The 21,575-nt window shown below is 33.9% G+C and carries 20 protein-coding genes; 17 read left to right on the forward strand and 3 right to left on the reverse strand.

All coding sequences use genetic code 11. The annotated features are described in order from the left end of the window. Nucleotides 1-8: 8 nt before the first annotated feature. From B0A66_RS03540 to metG, 3 genes are all read right to left on the reverse strand, one after another. Entirely contained in the window at nt 9-761 is a 753-nt protein-coding gene (locus tag B0A66_RS03540) for a hypothetical protein (protein WP_089048473.1), read from the reverse strand. Between the two features lie 21 nt (nt 762-782). After that, entirely contained in the window at nt 783-2,270 is a 1,488-nt protein-coding gene (locus B0A66_RS03545) for a hypothetical protein (RefSeq protein WP_089048474.1), read from the reverse strand. 779 nt (nt 2,271-3,049) lie between these two features. Then, a complete protein-coding gene (metG, locus tag B0A66_RS03555) occupies nt 3,050-5,107 on the reverse strand; it encodes a methionine--tRNA ligase (RefSeq protein WP_089048475.1) in 2,058 nt (685 codons plus the stop codon). Between the two features lie 839 nt (nt 5,108-5,946). Between metG and B0A66_RS03560 the strand changes: the two genes are divergently transcribed. From B0A66_RS03560 to B0A66_RS03640, 17 genes are all read left to right on the forward strand, one after another. Then, nucleotides 5,947-7,506, forward strand: coding sequence for an AMP-binding protein (locus B0A66_RS03560; protein WP_089048476.1), 1,560 nt, complete (start codon nt 5,947-5,949; stop codon nt 7,504-7,506). A gap of 12 nt (nt 7,507-7,518) precedes the next feature. After that, entirely contained in the window at nt 7,519-8,421 is a 903-nt protein-coding gene (locus B0A66_RS03565) for a hypothetical protein (protein ID WP_123868199.1), read from the forward strand. Further along, entirely contained in the window at nt 8,411-9,442 is a 1,032-nt protein-coding gene (locus B0A66_RS03570) for a 3-oxoacyl-ACP synthase III family protein (RefSeq protein ID WP_089048478.1), read from the forward strand. Before B0A66_RS03565 ends, B0A66_RS03570 begins: the two co-directional genes overlap by 11 nt. 11 nt (nt 9,443-9,453) lie before the next feature. After that, nucleotides 9,454-9,702, forward strand: coding sequence for an acyl carrier protein (locus tag B0A66_RS03575; RefSeq protein ID WP_089048479.1), 249 nt, complete (start codon nt 9,454-9,456; stop codon nt 9,700-9,702). Nucleotides 9,703-9,756: 54 nt separating this feature from the next. Further along, the gene (locus tag B0A66_RS03580) at nt 9,757-11,253 is read left to right on the forward strand and encodes a phytoene desaturase family protein (RefSeq protein ID WP_089048480.1); all 1,497 of its coding nucleotides are present in this window, start codon (nt 9,757-9,759) and stop codon (nt 11,251-11,253) included. Continuing rightward, nucleotides 11,246-12,271, forward strand: a complete 1,026-nt coding sequence (locus B0A66_RS03585) for a diiron oxygenase (protein WP_089048481.1) — start codon at nt 11,246-11,248, stop codon at nt 12,269-12,271. The genes B0A66_RS03580 and B0A66_RS03585 overlap by 8 nt, the downstream gene beginning before the upstream one ends. A 7-nt stretch (nt 12,272-12,278) precedes the next feature. Continuing rightward, a complete protein-coding gene (locus tag B0A66_RS03590) occupies nt 12,279-13,271 on the forward strand; it encodes a 3-oxoacyl-ACP synthase III family protein (protein ID WP_089048482.1) in 993 nt (330 codons plus the stop codon). Between the two features lie 12 nt (nt 13,272-13,283). Next, nucleotides 13,284-14,162 (forward strand): MBL fold metallo-hydrolase, encoded by an 879-nt coding sequence (locus tag B0A66_RS03595; protein WP_089048483.1) that lies wholly within the window; start codon nt 13,284-13,286, stop codon nt 14,160-14,162. A gap of 65 nt (nt 14,163-14,227) precedes the next feature. After that, on the forward strand, nt 14,228-14,983 hold the full coding sequence (fabG, locus tag B0A66_RS03600) for a 3-oxoacyl-ACP reductase FabG (protein WP_089048484.1): 756 nt from the start codon (nt 14,228-14,230) through the stop codon (nt 14,981-14,983). 19 nt (nt 14,984-15,002) lie between these two features. Beyond that, a complete protein-coding gene (locus B0A66_RS03605) occupies nt 15,003-16,247 on the forward strand; it encodes a beta-ketoacyl-[acyl-carrier-protein] synthase family protein (protein WP_165766575.1) in 1,245 nt (414 codons plus the stop codon). Further along, nucleotides 16,234-17,283, forward strand: coding sequence for a beta-ketoacyl synthase N-terminal-like domain-containing protein (locus B0A66_RS03610; protein WP_089048486.1), 1,050 nt, complete (start codon nt 16,234-16,236; stop codon nt 17,281-17,283). The genes B0A66_RS03605 and B0A66_RS03610 overlap by 14 nt, the downstream gene beginning before the upstream one ends. Nucleotides 17,284-17,296: 13 nt before the next feature. Then, nucleotides 17,297-17,779, forward strand: coding sequence for a 3-hydroxyacyl-ACP dehydratase FabZ (gene fabZ, locus B0A66_RS03615; protein ID WP_089048487.1), 483 nt, complete (start codon nt 17,297-17,299; stop codon nt 17,777-17,779). A gap of 1 nt (nt 17,780) precedes the next feature. Beyond that, entirely contained in the window at nt 17,781-18,515 is a 735-nt protein-coding gene (locus tag B0A66_RS03620; protein ID WP_089048488.1) for a thioesterase II family protein, read from the forward strand. Between the two features lie 133 nt (nt 18,516-18,648). Next, on the forward strand, nt 18,649-19,782 hold the full coding sequence (locus B0A66_RS03625) for an FAD-dependent monooxygenase (RefSeq protein WP_165766576.1): 1,134 nt from the start codon (nt 18,649-18,651) through the stop codon (nt 19,780-19,782). Continuing rightward, entirely contained in the window at nt 19,779-20,195 is a 417-nt protein-coding gene (locus tag B0A66_RS03630; RefSeq protein WP_089048490.1) for a DUF3995 domain-containing protein, read from the forward strand. The genes B0A66_RS03625 and B0A66_RS03630 overlap by 4 nt, the downstream gene beginning before the upstream one ends. Nucleotides 20,196-20,430: 235 nt before the next feature. Then, the gene (locus B0A66_RS03635) at nt 20,431-21,126 is read left to right on the forward strand and encodes a TetR/AcrR family transcriptional regulator (RefSeq protein ID WP_089048665.1); all 696 of its coding nucleotides are present in this window, start codon (nt 20,431-20,433) and stop codon (nt 21,124-21,126) included. A gap of 188 nt (nt 21,127-21,314) precedes the next feature. Continuing rightward, a complete protein-coding gene (locus B0A66_RS03640; protein ID WP_089048491.1) occupies nt 21,315-21,542 on the forward strand; it encodes a CDGSH iron-sulfur domain-containing protein in 228 nt (75 codons plus the stop codon). Nucleotides 21,543-21,575: the final 33 nt, after the last annotated feature.

Below are 21,575 nucleotides of genomic sequence, written 5' to 3' on the forward strand. Positions count from 1 at the left end.
TTGGAGTTTTAAAAATCCCTAAAGATAAACTGACTTGTTATTGCATTGTTATTGATTGTCCATACTATATTATAAGAGCCCGCTCCGTCGGAGTTAGACATTGTTAAATATAATATTTTATCACTTCCAATGTAAATTTCTGTGTTTTTAAAATTTACACTAAAAATTCCGATCAGATTTTCTTTTGGAAAAGTAACAACCTTTTCTTTCGTAGTGATTTCTATGGTTTTGATTTCGCTTAGATTTTCAGGAATAAGACCATCAATTCCCCATGGATTTTGATTGTCTATTTTATACACAAAACCATCTTTCTTTTTGATCTGATGTTCTTTAGGAATAAATTTTCCTGTTTTTATTGAAATCGAAACGTCCTCATTCTTAAATTCTGCTTGGTCTGTTGAAACAATTTTCTTTTTTAATTTTGGAAGTTTATTCAGATATTGAATCCTACTTCTATGAATGTACCCATATAATGCTTCCTCGATTTTATTTGACGAATTAATTTTATGATTCGTATCTGGATATATGATGTAAGCCCAGTCACTACCTTCAGATACATCCGAAAGATGATCTGCAACTTCAAAAACCTGATTGTTGTAGACTTTGCCTTCTATTTTAGATTTCACATTATCACTTTCCCGAACATTTACAAAACCATCCTTGTCGTTTATAATTGCAAATGGCGTAATAAATTGAGCCTGAGATGCAGTTGAACATAACAAGATGAAAAAGACAAAGCGTAATTTTATTTTTTGTGTCATTATTATAAATCGTGGTTGACTTTATTCGGTAAACCTAAAAAATTGATATTTTTTTTTGTAATCGTTATAATTTCCTATATATAAATCTTTGTTGAATTTGAAAATTATTAAATCCTTGTACCGGCTTTTAGAAAATATTGGAGAAGCTTCTTTTATCTCCTCGCTCACTTCTACGAAAATTCTTGCTCTCTCAAATGCTGAGATTGTAATTTTATCTGTTAAATGATTAAAATTAGAATCAAATAAACAATTGGTATAAACAACCTTTTTATCTTGATAAGAAATTAAGTTCGTAATAGTATAATTAGGTGTAAAGCCAAAAGACAGAGAACCACCAAAACCAGTGCCCATACCAACACCAAATCCTTGACCTATTGCCATTGAACCGTTTTGAGCGATATCTTGACAACTTCCTATTACGGTATAATACAAACCATTTAATTTATAACAAGATATTCCCGGGTTCGAATTGTTCATTTTTCGTATAAATTGTTTTGGTTTTTCAAGAACCCTTCTATTATGAATGCTACCTGTTTCCTGAAAAACATCTGAATTTTTATAGCTTATTTCTTCCTCTCTCAAAGTTTGGTACTGATTAATTTTGTTTCCATTTTGATCACTAATGGTTAATATTAAAGCAGTAAAATCTATTTTTATTTGTAAAATTTTGTCATCAATTAAAAAAGAATTTGAATTAGTTATATTCGAATCAAATTGTTGTTGATTCATTTTAGGCTGTTCGATCGATTTTAAATTAGCAGAAAAATCATTGAGATTAATTTTTAGTATAGTCGTTAAGTCGGTATTATAATCAGAAGTAAAAATAATTTCGTCGCTTTTGTATGTATAAATCTTAAATTTCTTTGAACTCAAAGCCAATGAAGGCGGACTGTCATTATGGATTATTTCCATTGATTGATCTTTAGATTCTTCAAGTAGAATATTGTGCAGATTCACATTTTGATCTGAATTGTTTGCGGATTTTAAGTTCGATAAGTCTACAATTTTCTCGTTTAAGTTACCGTTTTCATCAGAAACGTAGAATTTTAATATATTCATGTTCTTGACTATAGTGATCAAATAGAACTTATTATTTATAGTAATGGCCTTAATCAATCTTTCTTTTTTTAATTCTAAATTAATTAGAATTGTCTTGGTTTCTTTCGTAGCGAAATTAAAATATTGAGAATTAATTTCTTTTCTGTCTTTTGATCCCCAGAAAACGAAGTAATCATTTATATTTTTATGATATCCAATAATCTCGATATACTTTTTTTCAGGTCTTGATGAAGTTAGAGAATCTTGTATGTTGAATTTTTCATCAAATCTAAATGATGTCACTTTTTCTTTGTCATTTAAAAATAAAATTACTTCTTTTTTATCTTCATTAACGATCTGAAAAAAATCTCTTTTATTGTTTAATTTTAAATCAAATTCTTTTACAATATTTTGAGAGAATGAAAATAAACTATTTAAAAGTAGTGATACGAATAGTAATTTTTTAATCATTTTGTGTGTTTGTGTTTATTCGGCGAATATCCCACTTTTTTGTTAATCAAGGTTAATTTTGAGGACATTTTAAAATAGAAAAAGCGCGAATCAATTAATTAATAATGGATTCGCGCTGTTATTAACTAGTCAATAAACTAGCTCAAGTTTTTTTGTGGTATTTAAGCATTCAGAATTTTTTGGCTGGCATCTCTGATTTCTAAATCAGAGAAAGAACCTAGCGTTTTTGCCAGCAATTTGCTGATTCTAACCGCGCAGATCATTTGTATTCGAAGATTCTGATCGTCGCCCATTTCACTTGAGAGAATGGTCTCAAAAATTTCGGTTAAATATTCGGGTTAATCTCTAAAATCCTCTTCATACCAAATTTCTGAAAGGAATTTTGCCATTGCACGCATTACATCATTTTCTGATGTGTTTTGATTTTCTTTTGTCATAATCGAAAATATTAAACGCGCGAAACCCTCGCTTTAGATGTGACAAAATACCCGTAAGGATAGATTTCCCATAGTTTCCATAGGGACATCATGGCGAGGGAATCGCTTATGTTAACTTTTAATAAAGTTTAAGGATCTCTCCTTAGGGTATTTTGTCGAGGCAAACTTACAATTATAAATGGTTAGAACAAAAAAAAGATGTGCAATTGCACATCTTTTAACTTTTATATCATCGAAAATATCAGGTAGACAAAACCCTCACTTTAGATGTGCAAAAATACCCATAAGGATACATTTCCCATAGTTTCCGCAGGGGCATCATGGCAAGGGTTATCTTAAATATTAATTTATCGTTTCCCCATTTGGAGCATCAGTATCCGGATTTACAAATACTAATTTTCCTTCTGTGTTTGTTGTCATAAGGATCATTCCTTGGCTTTCAACACCGCGTAATGCTCTTGGCGCTAAGTTGGCTAAAACCGTAACGCGTTTACCAATGATTTCTTCTGGCGAAAAGCTTTCGGCAATTCCAGATACAATCGTGCGAACATCAATTCCGGTATCGATTTTTAGTACCAGAAGTTTGTTGGCTTTTGGCATTTTTTCTGCTTCGATAATGGTTCCTACGCGTAAATCCATTTTGGCAAAATCCTCATATTGAATTAATTCTTTTTGAGGTTCCGGTTGTTTGTTTTCAGCAAGATTAGCCGTTTTTGTAGCTTCCAATTTATCTATTTGTTTTTGAATTTCTTCGTCTTCTATTTTAGCAAAAAGTAATTCTGCTTCTCCAATTTGATGACCTTCCGGAATTAATTCTGAATTTTCAGCAACATCATTCCATTTTAGTTTGCCTTCATTTTTAAGAATTCTTGAAAGTTTAGCAGCAGTAAAAGGTAAAAATGGTTTAACAAGAATGCTCAACGCAGCAGCAATTTGAAGTGCTACATACATTTGTGTTTTTACACGCTCCGGATTGTCTTTCATTACCTTCCATGGCTCTTCGTCTGCTAAATATTTGTTTCCTAAGCGGGCAACATTCATTAGTTCACCAAGAGCTTCACGGAATCTGTAGCGTTCTACTGAACTTGAAATTACAGCCGGATATGCTTTTAATTCTGCTAAAGTATTTTCGTCTACTTCTGATAATTCATTTGGTGTTGGAATGTAACCATCGTAATATTTGTTGGTTAAAACGATAACACGATTAATGAAGTTTCCAAAAATAGCTACTAATTCATTATTGTTTCTTGCCTGAAAATCTTTCCAGGTAAAATCGTTATCCTTAGTTTCAGGAGCATTAGATGTTAAGGCATAACGCAAAACGTCTTGTTTTTCCGGAAATTCTTCTAAATATTCGTGTAACCAAACCGCCCAATTTTTAGAAGTAGAAAGTTTGTTTCCTTCTAAATTCAGGAATTCATTGGCAGGAACATTGTCTGGTAAGATGTAACTTCCTTCTGCTTTAAGCATAGCAGGGAAAATAATACAGTGAAAAACAATATTGTCTTTTCCGATAAAGTGCACCAGTTTTGTGTCTTCATCCTTCCAGTATGGTTCCCAGTCTTTTCCTTCGCGGGCAGCCCATTCTTTTGTAGACGAAATGTATCCGATAGGAGCATCGAACCAAACGTATAATTTTTTTCCTTCTGCACCTTCAACCGGAACATCAATTCCCCAATCAAGGTCACGCGTTACAGCACGAGGCTCCAGTCCGCCATCAACCCATGATTTTACTTGTCCGTAAACATTAGGTTTCCAGTCGTTTTTATGTCCGACTAAAATCCATTCTGTCAAGAATTCAGTATATCTGTCTAAAGGTAAAAACCAGTGTTTTGTTTCTTTTAAAATTGGAGTTTCTCCGGTAATGGTAGATTTAGGATTAATTAAATCTGTAGCATTCAAAGTCGATCCGCATTTTTCGCACTGATCTCCGTATGCTTCTTCATTACCACATTTCGGACAAGTTCCTACGACAAAACGGTCAGCCAAAAACTGATTCGCTTTTGCGTCATATAATTGTTCTGTTACTTCTTCAATAAAATCGCCTTTGTCATATAATGTTCTGAAAAACTCTGAAGCAGTATCGTGGTGAATTTTTGCAGAAGTTCTGGAATAATTGTCAAACGAGATTCCGAAATCAGCAAATGATTTACGAATAATGCCGTCATATTTATCAATAACTTCTTGTGGTGTTACTCCTTCTTTTTTGGCTTTCATAGAAATGGCAACGCCGTGTTCGTCACTTCCGCAAATAAACGCAACGTCTTTTCCCTGCAAACGTAAATATCTCGAATAAATATCCGCAGGCACGTAAACTCCTGCCAAATGCCCAATGTGTATAGGTCCGTTGGTATAAGGCAATGCCGCCGTAATAGTATATCTCTTAGGATTCTGTGTCATAACTCAATTTTATTGAGTGCAAAAATAAGCAATAGAATTGAGAGTTTTATTGTTTTTTCAGGAGTTAATCTTGCTCTGTGTTTCAATCTTTTCCTTTTCCAAATAATAGATTTTTAAAGAGAATAAGTATAGAAGTAAGTTAAAAGCTTTGATAAGCAATGCTTTGAAGGAAATACTCCGTGTTTTAAAGAGCGTATCGGATGATTTTGAAAATAAAAACATAGTCATATAACATAAATGGTATTACCCATTAAACCTGTAATGAAAGGTAAAAAAACAATTTTTATTTAATTTAATTCTAAACTTGGAGATTTAAATTTTGAAAAAGGTAAAGAATTCAAATGAGTTTTTAATCTGTTCTAATCTGTTATTTTTTTTCTTTATTCGGTGATATTAGGTTTTTTTATATGTAAAACACAATAGCTATTAGGAAAAAATTAGAATTTTAAAAATCAATTAATCAGGACATTAATCTTTGTGTTTTAAAGTTTTTTTGAAAAAATAAGAATTATATTATGCTGTTTCGATTTTATTTATTTCTTTTGTGAAAGATAAATGTTTGAATAAATAATTTAACAAAACATTTGTTGGTTTCCTTTTGTAAAGATTTTACTGAAAGTAATTACATCGTTTTTGTAGAGTTTAAATTCTCTTTAAAAGGAAAAAATATTGATAAAAGCAATCTGTAAAACACTTACATCGTTAGATTTTGAAAATAGAGCAGTAGGAGTACTCAAATAGCTGCAAATTGTTTAAACGTATTGGATTCTGAACAGACAGAATGAAACATCTTAAGAGATAAAACTTAATTATTTTTTAAAGCACAAATAATTTGAACCATGAACCTAGTAGAAAAGATTCTTAAAAACTTAGTAATATCAGATAATCAGCATCAGATATTGTATGATTTAAATTGTTTATCCGGTAAAGAAATAACGAATAAAACACTTGCATTGGCAATGAACCTGCGTGCAACAGGAAAATTCACTAATGAGCAAAGGGTACTTCTGATTATGAAAGACTCTCCGGAGTTTATTTATTCTTTTTTAGCTCTAATTGCTATTGGCTGTATTCCTGTTCCTGTAAATCCGTTAATTAAAGATGCCGAACTGCAATACATTCTGGAAGATTCAAAAGCAATTGGTGTTATTATAGATGATTCGCAATATCTTAGGCTGGATGCCGTAATATGTGATTCGAGCAATATTATTACGGATTGTGTTCTTGTCAATCTTTTTTCAAAAAATGAATATTTCGATAGCGGTTATTTGTCAAAATATCTGGAAGTATCAGATGATTATTCAAAATTAAACTTTGATTATGAGCAAAACAACAAAATAGCTTTTTGGCAATATACGTCGGGAACTAATGGAAATCCTAAAGCTGTTCAGCATACGCACTATACTATGTTGCTTAATACACACTTGTTTGCTAAAAAAACACTAAAGATTCGTAGTACCGATACCATTTTGTCGATAGCTAAAATGTTTTTTGGATATGGACTCGGAAATAGTTTGTTTTTTCCCTTGTTAATAGGAGCCTCTGTAGTTGTAGATAAAGAATGGTTTTCGATCGATAATTTGAAAATGAATATTTGTCTGTATAAGCCAACTATTTTTTTTGCGACACCCAAAGTCTATTTGGATATTTTGCAAAACGAAGAGAAATTTTCTCCAAAAGAGTTTAGCAAAATACGATTATTTGTTTCTGCCGGAGCAAATTTGCCGAATGCCATAACGAAAAAATGGAAAGAACGCTACGGAAAGACAATCGTAAACGGGATAGGTTCTACTGAAATTGGGCACATCTTTTTGTGTGATTACAGGACTATTGAAACCAATGAAACTACTTTAGGAATACCGGTAGAAGGGTACCAGGTAAAAATATGCCAAACAGATAATCCGGAGAGAGAAATTGAAGGTTATGACGAAATAGGAGAAATGTGTGTATATCCGCCTGTTAATACACTTAGCTCTTATTGGAATATGCCTAAAACAAACAACGAAAAATACAAAGACGAATGGTATTTGTCCGGAGATTTATGTTCGCGAACCAAACAGGGAACTTATTTGTATCATGGCAGAAAAGACGATTTGTTTAAAGTAAATGGGCGTTGGGTTAGTCCTTGGGAAATTGAAAATATTGTTTTAAACAAAATACCCGAAGTTAGCGAATGCACACTGACGGCTCATTTGGATGAAAATGAGTTTCATGTTCCAATTTTATATGTTGTAAATAAGGAAGGAACCGAAGAAAAAGAGGTACAGGATAAGATCTATAAAGTACTCAAATGTAGTTTGTCTAGTTACAAGCTACCGTCAAAAATTTTGTTTATAAATGAACTTCCAAGAAACAGTAATGGAAAAATAAGCAAAAGGCATCTTGTTGAGATAATGTAAATTAAAAATTAAGTGGAAATAATAGATGTAATCTGCCAAATACCGGGTTTTAATATCAAAGGTAAAATGGAGAAAATGAAAATGGGTTATAGGTGTAATGTTTATGAGTCAGAACCTGATAATATGTTATACGAATGGGTTGAAAGTATCTGCGAAGAAATTATAGAAAGAAATAATATTGATGTTACGGAAATAGGAGTGATTATAAATTCTTCAATATGTTTATATGAAACAACAGCTAAGAAAAATACATCTGCTCCGGGAGTTGGGTATCATGTTCAGAAAAGTCTGGATGCAGAAAATGCTTTTGTTTTCGAGACATTTTATACAGATTGGGGAAATATGATGCAAATCGCTTCCAATTTCATGACCAAAACAAAATGCAAATACGCTCTTTTATTGCAAACCAATAAATTCTCCAATACGCTAAAAGATTACTATAACGGATTTAGTATTCCAGATGGTATAAGCATCATGCTCCTTAAAAAAAGTGATGCAAGTTTGATGCTGAAAAACTATCCGCTAATGCCTTTTGTTTTAAAAAAAGCAAGTTTTGAGTTCAATGCAAATAATAAAGATTTGCTGGAGAAAGATTTACTTTTTCGATTGCAATGGAATTACGATCCTGATGTTGTAAAAGAAATAAATAAACAGCTGAACGTAATTACGAATTCTTTGCAGGGAAAAGAAGTACCAGTACTTGTGGACTATTGGTTTAAGGAGCATAGAGAAGATAATGCAGAGAGATCTATTTTGGGTAATGCTGAAAGAGAGTCTTTGGCCATGCATACAATACCGTGTAATGTTAGAAAAAACTGGAATGAATTTAAAAATTTAGAGCATTACGCTTTCGTGTCATTTAATCCATTTTCATGTTATTATTCTGTTTTAAAAATATCAAGAAATGAAAATTAAGTCGGCTATAAAAAGTGTTGCTATTTCTATTCCTCAAAAATATTGCGATAACAATACACCTCCTTTTTCGGAGATTCCAAATGTTCCTAAAAACTGGGAACGTCTTTGGGGGATAAAAGGACGTTACATGATTGATGCAGCATTAGGAGAATCTTGTTCTGTATTAGCAAAAGATGCTTCTCTAAAAGCGATTGACAAGGCAGGTCTTGCTGTAAAGGATATTGATTTGATTATAGCAACATCATGTACAATCACAGGATGGTCTGATAAAAATCCGGAAAGGATTTTCCCCGGTTTGTCAGATTATCTTAAAACCGAACTGCAATGCAGTAATGCTACAATGACATTAGAAGTCAACCAAACTTGTATTTCATTCATGGTAGCATTGCAAATTGCATCTGATTATGTAGAAGCAGGAATGTATAAAAATGTTTTGGTATGTTCTTCAGAAACGTTTACCATTTTAGCAGACTTTCGATCATCTTCGTCTACATTATTTGGTGACGGATCAGGAGCTGTTGTTGTGGGACAATCAGAAAATAAAGGAAGTATGCTGGCAGCTTATTATAAAAGTATTCCAATGCATAATGAAATAGCGACACTGCAGTGGAGGCCACCTTTGGGAAATACAAATAAGGAGGAGATTAGACCCTATTTTACATTAGAAGAAAACGGACCTGCTCTCATGCAGACTTTTGTTCCGCAAAATGTACCTGTGGTAGCGCTCAAAGCTATAGAAAGAGCCAATTTGTCTTTGGAAGATATTGATCATTTTGTCTTTCATCAGCCATCGCCTTTATTGCTAAAAATGTGGGCGATGGGAATTGGTATCAAAAGCGACAAATATACCAATACGGTAGAAAAATACAGTTGCTTAAGTTCTGCATCAACACCATTGACGTTGTATACGGCGCTGAAGAATGGAAAAATAAGTCCCAATAATACTATCGTAATAGCGGGGGCAAGTATTGGTTGGGGATTTGGAGCTCAAGTCTGGAATATTGAGAATATTAATTTTTAAAAAAGAATATTATGGAAAATCAAGAAGAAGTTTATGAAAAAGTGTACGGAATTATTGCAGATATCGCAGAGTGTGATGTTAAGGATTTAAGCCCGGATACAGACTTGTCTAATGAGATGGGTGTAACATCTTTGATGGGATTGGAAGTTCTGGTTGAATTAGAACGAAATTTTGAAGTAAGTCTGGATGAAGAGATTTTGATAAAGATGACGACTCCAAAAGATATTGTAGCAATACTAAATGAAGAACTGGCTAATTAGATTTTTGAATAATCTAATGATACTGACTTTTTATTAAAAAATACAAATCGATATATGATTGAAACTTTACACAGTGACGAATTAGTTATAGGAGCAGGACTTAGCGGATTGATGTATGGATTGACAGCTGTAACTGAAGGACGTTCTGTTATTATTAGCGAAGCGCATCATAAAGTTGGAGGTTATGTTACCAGTTTTTACAGAAACAAAAGAAAGTTTCATTTTGACTGCAGTCAGCATAAAGTTACAGGGTTAAATAAGGATTCAGGTAATCTCTGGAATGCTTTAGATCGTTTAGGGCTTCAATCATTAATCGATGAGTTTCATTTTTATGAAGAACTTACTACAATAGTTTTTAGAGGTAAGTTTATTGCCCTTCCTTCAGATCCCGAAAAAATTAAGGAAACGCTTCTTTTTAATTTTCCAGATGAAGCACAGGGAATAGAAAAACTATTTGAAGATATTCTTTCGCATGGTTATCAGCATTATATGTTTGCAAGAATGATGCTCGATGAGTACAAACTAAACAAAGACCTTTTAAGAGAAAGTCGTTTTTTATCGAAACTGACCACTAGAGAATATTACAATAAACTATTCAAAGGGGAAGAAATTGTAGAAGTTTTAAGTGCTGTAGCTATCTATTTGGGAGCAGTTTCTCACGAAGTAAATGCCTTTTATTTTTTGCATTTTTTATATGCCGCATTTTATGGAGGTCAGTCGTATATAAAAGGAACAGGTCAGCATCTTTCGGATGTTTTACTAAAAGAGTTCTTAAATCGTGGAGGACAAATTTTGAAGAAAAATCCTGTCTACGAAATAGAAGATGAAGGAGATTTTATGCAGGTGAGAACAAAGAAAAAACTAATAAAAGCACAAAGAATTATAGCTACTTGTTCGCCAAACGATGTGGTAAAGATGTTGGGGAAAGAGAATGTAGAAGATAGTTTTTTGAAAACAGTAGACAGTTATAAAATTGGCTGGGGACATTTTGGTGTTTATGCCGTTACGTCTGTTCCTCCAGAAGAATTAGGAATTACTTGTTCAGAATTTCTCTTAGTATCAGATACCGGTGACCATTTTAGCGAAGATGATTTTTTTACAGATGCTTATTATGATATGCTTACCCTCAGCGTTACCAATTATCACAAAATCGATGCTTCGGGAGGTTATATCATTCAGTTTGTCGTTTTAGATCATGGCGATAAGTGGTTTCCTCTTTCAGAAAAAGAATATATAGAGCGAAAAGAGAAAGTTCAGGAACAAATCATTAAAAGAGTATATCAGACTTTTCCAAAACTAGAAGGAAACCTGATTTACGTAGAATCGTCAACACCAAAAACCAACTATAAATACACATTATCGACCCAAGGGTCAGCATTTGCCTATAAAGTATTACCAAAAACACATCTTGGATTGCTCAATAATTTTCCTAACCAAAAAATTAAACTGGTAAGCAGCTGGGTGTCTGGACCAGGTTATGAATCTGCGATGTGTTTTGGTTTTACTCAAGGCTTATTGCTAAACAACAAAAAAGTATTAGTACATGGATGATTTAAAGAAAAAAAAAATAAGTCCAAAATTCTCACTTCTTCTCGAGAAACTTAATAAAGCCTCTGAGAAAAAGCAGATGAGCCTTCTTCTTGATCATCCCTGGGATGAACCTATTGAAGGAGTGTGGTTAAAAAAGAGAGAAAACATTGCGATATACGGAACACGCTATTATGATATGGCTTCGGAAGAAGAAAGACGTTTGCTCTCTGTATATGAAACAGGAGCATGGTGGTACACTTTTATTGTTTTTGAAAATCTGGTATCCGAGTATTATATGAAAATCATAAATCATGGTACTTTAAAAAAGTTTCCGGATGTGGTAACCTATATGCATCATTTCTGTAAAGAAGAGATAGTACACGCTATGGTTTTTAGGAAAGCGATGACTCATTTTAAAATTACGCCCTTTCCTATCGCTTTAAATTTAAGAGAAATATACAGCCACAATGCAGCTATGTCTGAATTTCCTCTTAAAGCAGTTTACCTGACTATATTAATAGAATGGCTGGCAGAAAATAATGCAATGGAAGACTGCAATGACAAAGGAATTTCGGTTTTGTCCAGAGCTATTGCTGTAGAGCATCATAAAGAAGAAGCAAGACATATTGAGTGGGGTAAAAATATGATTCGTGAATTTATAGACATAGTTCCTGAATTTATAAAGGAAGCACAGGAAATTACAGCACCCATGATTCGAAGTATGCTGGATATGGCAGTTTCCAGTCTTGTAGTATATGCTCGTGTTGGTTTTGAAAATAGAGCATTTAGGGATTATAATCAATTAATAACTACTGTAGTAAATTCTGAAAATAGAAAGAAAATCAATGCTGTAATTATTGCACCTATGATGAGGTATTTTGTAGAACTGGGAATATGTGATCCGGAAAATGCCGAAAATATGAAAATATGGAAAGAGAACGGATTCGAAGAAGATGTAAAAGAGGCGGTAGAATACTTTAAGAGGAAAACAGATAAAGATCTGGATATAGACAATGTCATGAATAAAAATTATAATTAATTAGAAAATGAATACTATCATATCCGGCTTTGGACATATTTTACCCACACGAATTATAGACAATAAAACGATCGTGAGCTGGATAAATACAACAGAAGAATTTATTGAAGAGCGAACAGGGGTTCATACCAGACATCATATTTCTGAAACAGAAAGTACGAGTATGCTTATGGCAAATGCCTGTTATGATGCTATTCAAAAATCAGGACTTTCTGCGGCAGATATTGATATGTTAATTGTCAATACATTAAGTCCTGACTATCATGATCCGTCGCAAGCGTGTTTAGTACAATCTTTATTATTCTTAAAAGGTAATATTCCTGTGTTTGATATTAGGGCACAATGTAGCGGACTTATTTACGGAATGACAATCGCCGAGCAGTTTATTTCGACAGGAAAATACAAGAATATCCTCGTTTGCTGTGGAGAAGTTTTGTCAAAAAGAATGGACTATTCTGATGAAGGCAGAAACCTGTCTATTTTGTTAGGAGACGGTGCGGGTGCAGTTGTATTGAGCGCCTCTGAAAAAAAAAATAAAGGAATTCTGGATTCTTCAATTCATGCCGATGGGAACTATTTTCAACTGCTTTGGACAGAAAGTCCCGGAACCGCAGGAAAGACATTTAATGGCGATGAGGATACGTGTTCTTATTTTCGAATGAATGGAAAAAACATGTTTCGTCATGCTGTAGAAAAACTGATAGAAATAACGCTTCAGACTTTAGAAAAAAACAAACTGACTATTGAAGATATAGATGTAATTATTCCGCATCAGCCTAATATGAGAATTTTGGACGCTTTGATTGAGAACCTAAAGATTCCAAGAGATAAAGTCAGAATAAATGTAGATAGATATGGAAATATAGCTTCGGGCTCTCTACCTATTACGCTAAGTGAATATATGGCAGAAGTTCCGCAAGAAGAACGGGAAGGAAAACTGGCTCTGATTATTGGGTATGGTTCAGGGGCAACCTGGGGAAGCATTTTATATAAATTCTAAAAAGAAAAAATTATGTGGATCAACAAAGTAGGCACAGTACAAGATCATTTTGCCATTTTAGGGACACCCTCCAATCCTGTATATCTCATCAAGGGGGATGATGAATATGCATTGGTAGAAGGAGGGTTAACCCGAGATGTAGCAATAGTAATATCACAACTAAAACATCATGTTTCAGATTTATCACTGATAAAGCATTGGTTTATTACGCATTCACATTACGATCATTGTGGAGCGATAGAATCTATTTATCCTTATTTGGAAAATGTACAATTATATGCTTCTGAAGATGCAGTAAAAAATTTCCGAAATGAAAAGTATGTAAAAAAGATACGCCAGTTAAATGCTGTGATATTTGATAAAGACATTATTGAGTTTCCATCAGATCTGCAGGAAATTCCTTTTGTAATTGTAAAGGACAATCAACCAATAGAAACCAGTATAGGAACATGGGAGATTATCTATACACCGGGACACAGTTCATGTTCTACAAGTTTGTATCATAAAGAAAGCAATATTCTTTTTGTTTCAGATTCGTTAGGAGAAAAAATTGACGAAAAAAAGTGGTTTCCACTGGCATTCGATCATGTAGGGAAATTTATTGACAGTATTAATAAACTGAGTTCTTTAAAACCTGATGTAATAGCACTGGGACACAACGGAGTACTTACAGATTCTGATGCAGAAATGGCAGCCGTTCATAGCTTACGGGGTTATGATGAATTCGTAAAGCTTATTTCGGATCTCAAGAATAAATTATCATTGGAACAATTGGTCGATATGATTACCAAAAAATACAAAAAAATGGATCATTCTTTTATTCCGGATAATGTATACAGAAAGAGTATAGAAGTATTACTGCACAACCTGCAAACAGAGGCATTTATCTAAATAGCGGAGTTGAAAACAAGGAGAACATCGTATAGTTTCCTTAAAATAATATTTAATTTTTTAATATGCTTATTGATTTAACAGACAAACATTTTTTGGTTACAGGAGGAGGAAGAGGAATAGGGAAGGCAATTGTTTTGCAACTGCTTTCAGCAGGAGCTTCGGTGTCGTTTACATATAATTACGGAAAAGAAACTGCAATGTTTTTTTTACAGGAATTATTGCAACAGTTTCCCGGAAAAGCGGCTTTATATCAGGCAGATGTTAAGGACGAAGAGCAGTCTAAAGCCTTGGTTTCAGAAATAGAAAAATCACCTTTAGGTTCTTTATACGGATTGGTAAATAATGCGGGTATTACGGCAGATGCTCCTTTTTTTAGCATGACAACTGCAATGTGGAAAGATGTAATGGATACCAATCTCAATGGAACCTACTTTCTTTCTAAAGCGGTCATAAAAGCATTCATCAGAAAGAAAAATTCAAAAATCATTAATGTATCATCTGTTTCCGGAATAAGAGGTGCAGTAGGACAAGCCAATTATGGCGCAACCAAAGCGGCAATAATTTCATTAACCAAAACACTTGCAATGGAATTTGCCAAATTTAATTTGCAGGTAAACGCAGTAGCACCTGGATTTATTGATACGGAAATGGTAGCAAAAATGAATGAACAGGATAAAAAGAAGATAGACCAGATGATTCCAATGAAGCGAATGGGAACTACAGCTGAGGTAGCAAATTTGGTAGTATTTCTATGTTCTGAAAACAGCAATTACATTACAGGCCAGACCTTCGTCATTGATGGAGGATTAACATTATAAGAAATCAAAAATGCGAGAAATGAAAAGAGTTGTGGTAACAGGAATGGGAATTGTAAGTCCATTGTCCTGTAATAAAGAAATCTTTTGGGAAAAATTACTCAACGGACAAAGTGCTGTCAGAGATTTAACGAAGCTGGACCCTTCTAGTTACAAAGGAACTACAAGATCTGCAGAAGTGCATCTTGAAAATGAATATAGAAATACAGAAGTACTGGATTATTTTAAGCCTTACGGGAAAGCGGTTAGTTACGCTGCGGCTGCAGTAGATATGGGATTGAAAGATGCAGGACTTGAAGAAAGAATTACCCATAAAAATAATTACGGTATTATATTAGGAACGACAAATGGTAATCAGGATATAGTAGAAAGAATCGTAGATGAGTGGAATCTCGAAATGAAACATGACACGCTTAATTCCACTGCTGCAAAAAACCTTACTTACTTCAGACCCATTGAGCTTAGTGCAAGTATTGCTAAGTTTTACAATTTAGGAGGTACCAATATGGTAATTCCTACTGCTTGTGCAGCTGGTAACTATGCCATTGGAACAGCCAGCTCCATGATAAGAGAAGGACGTTCTCCTATCATGATCGCAGGAGGAGCTGACCCGTTTACCCGTTCCTGTTATACCGTGTTTTATCGCTTGGGAGCAATGGCAAAAAATGATTGCCGACCATTTGATGAGGACAGAACCGGAATGGTCGTGGGAGAAGGAGCAGCTGTTTTAATTTTAGAGGAACTCGAACATGCTTTGGCAAGAGGAGCTAAAATCTATGGAGAAATAAAAGGTTACGGATTGGCTTGCGATGCTTATGATCCAACAGCACCTGATCCGGAAGGTTCAGGAGCCACATTATCAATGAACAATGCTTTGAATGCCAGTAATATTGATATCGATAGTATTACTTATGTAAGTGCACACGGAACAGGAACTAAAGCCAACGATGCTCATGAGGTAAAGGCGATGAGCAATGTTTTTGGAAAGAAAATAGACAGCTTGTATGTCAACGGAATAAAATCTATGCTTGGGCATTGTATGGGTGCAGCAAGTGCTATCGAAGGCATTTCGGCATTACTATCCTTATACAATCAGCAAGTTCCCAGAAATTACAATACAGATAAAATAGACGAGTCATTTAATAAAACGTTTCATATACAGCCCAGTTCGAAAATAGAAAATAACGTAGAAAATGTGCTTAGTAACTCATTTGCATTTGGCGGTAACATTTGCAGCGTAATATTTAGTAAATATGAAAAAAAATAATTCTTGGGACATCGATATAGCCATTTCAGAAATAGGATTTAACAGTCCGTATGGAACAGAAATAAATACGTTTTTCTCTGAAGCAGAAGCTAATCCTGTACGTTCCCTTATTCTTGACGACCATGATCCTCAGGAATATCTAAAAGCAAAAGGACAACGTTTCCTCAACAAGGCTACTTTAATTTATTGCAACACCGCTTTTGATGCTATTCATGGTCGGAATTTGACTAAGAAAATAAAAAAAGCACCACACAGAGTTGGGTTGTACGATGGTACAGAACTTTCTAATCTCGATGATTGTTTTGTTTTTGATTTAACAGCTAAAAATCAGGGGCCTGACAGAGTAAGTCCTATGAAATCGCCAAGTACAATTGCTAATGCAGCTGCAAGTCAAATGGCAATACAGGCAGGAATAAAAGGACCAAACTTTAGTGTTTGTGCGGGTATGGCAGGCAGCTTGCAGGCATTAGATATTGCGAGTATGCATTTGAGACAAGATATGATCGATTACGGTGTCGTTGCTTCGACAGAGATACGTAATGATTATCAGAAAGCCATTCGAACCGGACACCAAAACAAATTGAATCCGTCTGCTGAGTTGGGAATTTCTATGATTTTAGAACATTTAGAGTCGGTAGAAGAGGATGGAAGAATGCCTTTGGCTATCCTAAAAAAAATGTATTCTGAAACACATACCGACGAGACAACATCATTAGAAACTCATTTATATGAAATGCTTTCTGAAATAGCTGATTCATTTTATTTTGATACCGTTATTATTTCCGGAGGTTTATCTGTTATTGACACCTCTTCTTTTGAAAATATCTTGGGAGAGAATAATCTTGATATTACGGTGCTTTATCCTGAAAGTACATTTGGAGATTTTGATAATGTGGGCGGAATGCTTGGTATTGCTTATGGTATTTCAATTTTTAACGATAAAAATGATTACAAAACAGATCATGATAACATTGTTGTTCTTTCAGTAGACAAAACAGGAACTATTATTTATGCCCTAATAGAAAGAGGAAACTAATACATTATATTTCATGCAGGTAATTTTAGAGTCTTATCAAATTTTACAAATATTAAATTATCGTTTTCCTTTTCTGTTAATAGATAAGGTAACGAATTATACCAAAGGAACAGAACTGAAGGCAATCAAAGCAGTTTCTATGGGAGAGCCGTATTTCGCTGGACATTTTCCGGACTTTCCCATTATGCCCGGAGTGCTGATAACAGAAGCTTTAAGTCAGGCAGCTTCGCTTATGGTGGCTTTAGATGATTTAGGATGGGAAGTGGGAGATCCAATTCCGTCTGAAAAAAGAAACGTCATTGGTGTTTTAGGAAGTACACAGATTAATTTTCTAAAATCAGTACTGCCCGGGAGTTTGTTAGAATTAGATGTCAATGTAAATTGGCGAAAAGGCCCCGCTTGTTCTATTAACGTAAAAGCATCAGTAGAAGGTGTTGTATGTGCAAAAGGAAAGATAACAGTAATGATGGTAGATAAAAACAAACTTTTTTTATAAGATGAGTAATAATGCAATACTATTTTGTATTCCTTATGCAGGAGGTTCATCGATGTCGATTTCTAATGTTACTCGTTTTATAAATATTGAGGGATTAGAGATTCATTGTTTGGAGTTACCGGGAAGAGGATTGAGAAGTAATGAGCCATTTGTGTCTTCAGTAGGTGAGGCGATTAGTGATCTGTGTAAAAATGTCGAAGCTAGATTGAAAAACCGTCAACAACCCGTGATATTCTGGGGACATAGTTTAGGAGCTCTTTTAGGATTGTTGATTTCACACCAATTTCAAGAAAACAATTTTAACGTTGCAGGGTTGATTGTTTCTGGTATGAAAGCACCTTTTTTCATTGAACCTACAAATACAAAATCATTTAAAGATCAGAGAACACTGTTACTTTCGCAAATTTTGCCCATAAAAAATGAAAGAAACAGAACCTCTCTTTTGTTTCAGAGAGCTCAGAAAAAAGGATTGGAAATTATGGAGAAAGATATTGCTATCCTTGAAGATAGCAATACGATAAATTGGTCAGATGTTATTCTAAAGCAGTCATTAACTGTAATTATTGGGGAACAGGATGAATTATTTCCTACGATAGATTATTACGTAGACTGGCAACGCCATACCTCTGATAAAACAGAGTATTACTCAACGCAAGGAGGGCATTTATTTGTTATTCAGCATCCGGAAAAATCAGCATCGATCTTAATGCGGATAATCAGTACTATATTAAACTAATATCACAGAAAAGAATGCAGCATTTCTTTTTCGATATATTGCCCTTAAATTATTTCCTTATTTTATTAGGAAAAAAATAGAAGAGAGAAACAAATTTAAAACCTACAAAATGAAAAATATTAATGAACTTTCGATGAGCATTGTCGGCAAGGGGATAGGCGGGCTTACATTGGCATATGCTTTGGAGCGGGCTGGATATAATAATTTTAAAATTTATGAGCAGTCAAAAACAGCTAAAGAATTTGCGAAAGGATCAGGGATTATTTTAGCGTGCAATGCCATGCAGATAATGAAGAAATTAGGCTTGCATGATGAAATACAAAGACAGGGACACATTTTGCAAAGGATGAATATTACCAATGAAAATTTGAAAGTGCTGTCTCGTGCTAATATTAGGCCTTTCTCTGAATTATATAATGTAAATACTGTTGCCATTCACAGAGAAAAATTGCATGACATCATTAGTTCAAAGATTAAAAGCGAAACTTTTTTGAGAAAACGATTAGATAAAATAAATGTGGAGCAGAGTCAATTGAATATGATTTTCGAAGATGATACTCATAGGCAGTCTGATATTATTATTGGGGCAGATGGCTTGAATTCGAAGGTAAGGAATAACTGTTTTCCAGAGGTGAAATTTCGTGATGCAGGACAGATATGCTGGAGAGGAATTGCCAATGTCGAAATGACCAAATATCAACATGAACTCAATGAAATTTGGGGAAAAGGAAAACGCTTTGGATTTGTAAAAATTAATAAGCATCAGGTTTACTGGTATGCTCTCAGAAATAAAAACAATACAAACTCCAGTATTATTACAATAGATGAGCTTAATGATTTGTATAGCGATTTTCATCCGGATATTCTGGATATTATCAATAGTACAGAAGAAGAGACGATTACAACAAGGCAGGTTTTGGATTTTAAGACACCAGTAAAATGGCATAAAAAAGGAGTATGCTTAATTGGTGATGCAGCCCATGCTATGACTCCTAATTTGGGGCAAGGAGCATGTCAGGCAATAGAAGATGCTTATATTTTATCAGAATGTTTAAAAAAATACAAAAGTGATCAGGCATTTGAAAAGTTCAACGAGATAAGAGGCAATAAAGCATCATGGATTGTAGAGCGAAGCAGAATGTTTGGTAAGATGTCACAAATTAATTATACCGCCGCAATATGGATAAGGAATGCAATCATGAGTGTTGTTCCTTCTCAATTGGCTTATAGAGATACAAAAAAAATATTAGATATTTATTCATTATGAATGTAGTAACGAACATAGTTTTAACCTTGATTTTTGCTTGCATATCGATCGTCCATTTGTATTGGGCTTTTGGTGGCAACTGGGGAAAAAAAGAGACGATTCCAACCACCAAAACAGGAGCGCCTCTTTTTAACCCAGGTTTTTTGGATTGCTTTGTTGTAGCAATGGGATTTATTTGCTTTATTTTTTTAATAAACTTTGGGCATTTAGATTTTATTCCTCAGAAAGTAAATAAGATAATAGTAATCGTCATTGCCTTAATTTTTTTAATTAGAGCGATTGGTGATTTCAAATACGTTGGATTTTTTAAAAAAATAAAAGAAAGCATGTTTGCAAGAATGGACTCCAAATACTATTCTCCTTTGTGTTTCGTTATTTTTATGCTTCTTATGGTTAAATTAGGAAGCATGTAAGTAATTTAGTACTGTTATAAAATAACTGTTCTTTACTTTTCGTTATAGTTGTTTTGCACTTCAATATGTATATTCTGACGTCGAATTTTGAATTCGAAATATTCTGATATTCAAATGGGTATAATTGTAGTAAAAACAATAGGAACAGCTTTATAAAACGTTGATTGTGTTTGATTATGTCAAGAAAAAATTGGAAATTGCAAAACCAAAAGCCAGTTTAATTGTATTAACAAAAATGGAGAAAAAGAAAAAATCAGAAGATACTGAACAAGTAGCAGTACCTAAACAACGAAAAGTTTCTTCGGGACCACTTCGGGATAAATCCCGGACAATGGCCCGAATGGTTGAAGCAGTTGGAAAGGTAATTCAGAAAAAAGGTTATACAGGTCTTACCGCACCGAATATAGCCCTTGCAGCAGGAGTAGATAAAAAGTTAGTATGGACTTATTTTGGAGGAATAGATAATCTTATTGAGGTATTCCTGCAAAGTAAAGATTTTTTGAAAACAGGAGCAAAACCTGTTATCGACGATATGTTATCTAATCCTAATGATGTTGGAGCTGAAGAATTTAACAAACTATTGCAAGCCCAGCTTACCACGCTAATGAAAGATAGGTATTTGCATAAAATTATTCACTGGGAGCTTGGTGAAGATAAGAAGGTATTGAGAGTCATGGCAGAAAAGCGTGAGGAAATTGGGGAAGGATTATTAAAATTAATAGATCCTCAATTTACCAATACAGATGTAAATATTAGAGCAATAGCAGCTCTTTTATTAGGGGGCGTATATTTTCTTACGCTGCATGCAAAAAACAACGGAAGCACTATTTGCGGAATTAATATAAATGAAGAACAAGGGCGTATAGAAATTGAGAAAACAATTCAAAGTATTGTCTATAATTCATTCGAAAAAGCTAAATCTCAAAAATAGACCGTATTCAATAAAATACAGTCAAAGTATAACAGCCGGCATTTAGCGGGCTGTTTTTAGTATAAACAGAAATTGGTAATCAAAATAGAACCAATTTAAACTAGTCTCTGAAACAATAATAACCACGGTTTTATGCTAAATCTTCAAAATATATTTTGCAATCTTTGCCTAAAAAACAAAGCAATTTTATGAGCAAGACAAAATTAATTATCAATAAAAATGGTTCTATAAAAATAGAAGGTGATTTTGAAATCATGGATTCAGAAGGAACAGTTTACGGACTACAAGGAAGAGCAGCATTAGGTCTTTGCCGTTGTGGTTTATCTGCAAACAAACCTTTTTGCGATGGTGGACACCGTAATAACTTCGAACACGATTCTATCGCATTTGATTTACCTCCAATGAAAACGAGTTAATTTAGATTTGAAATTTAAAGATTGGATGATTAA

The organism is Flavobacterium hercynium (assembly GCF_002217285.1).
GTDB classification, from domain to species: domain Bacteria; phylum Bacteroidota; class Bacteroidia; order Flavobacteriales; family Flavobacteriaceae; genus Flavobacterium; species Flavobacterium hercynium.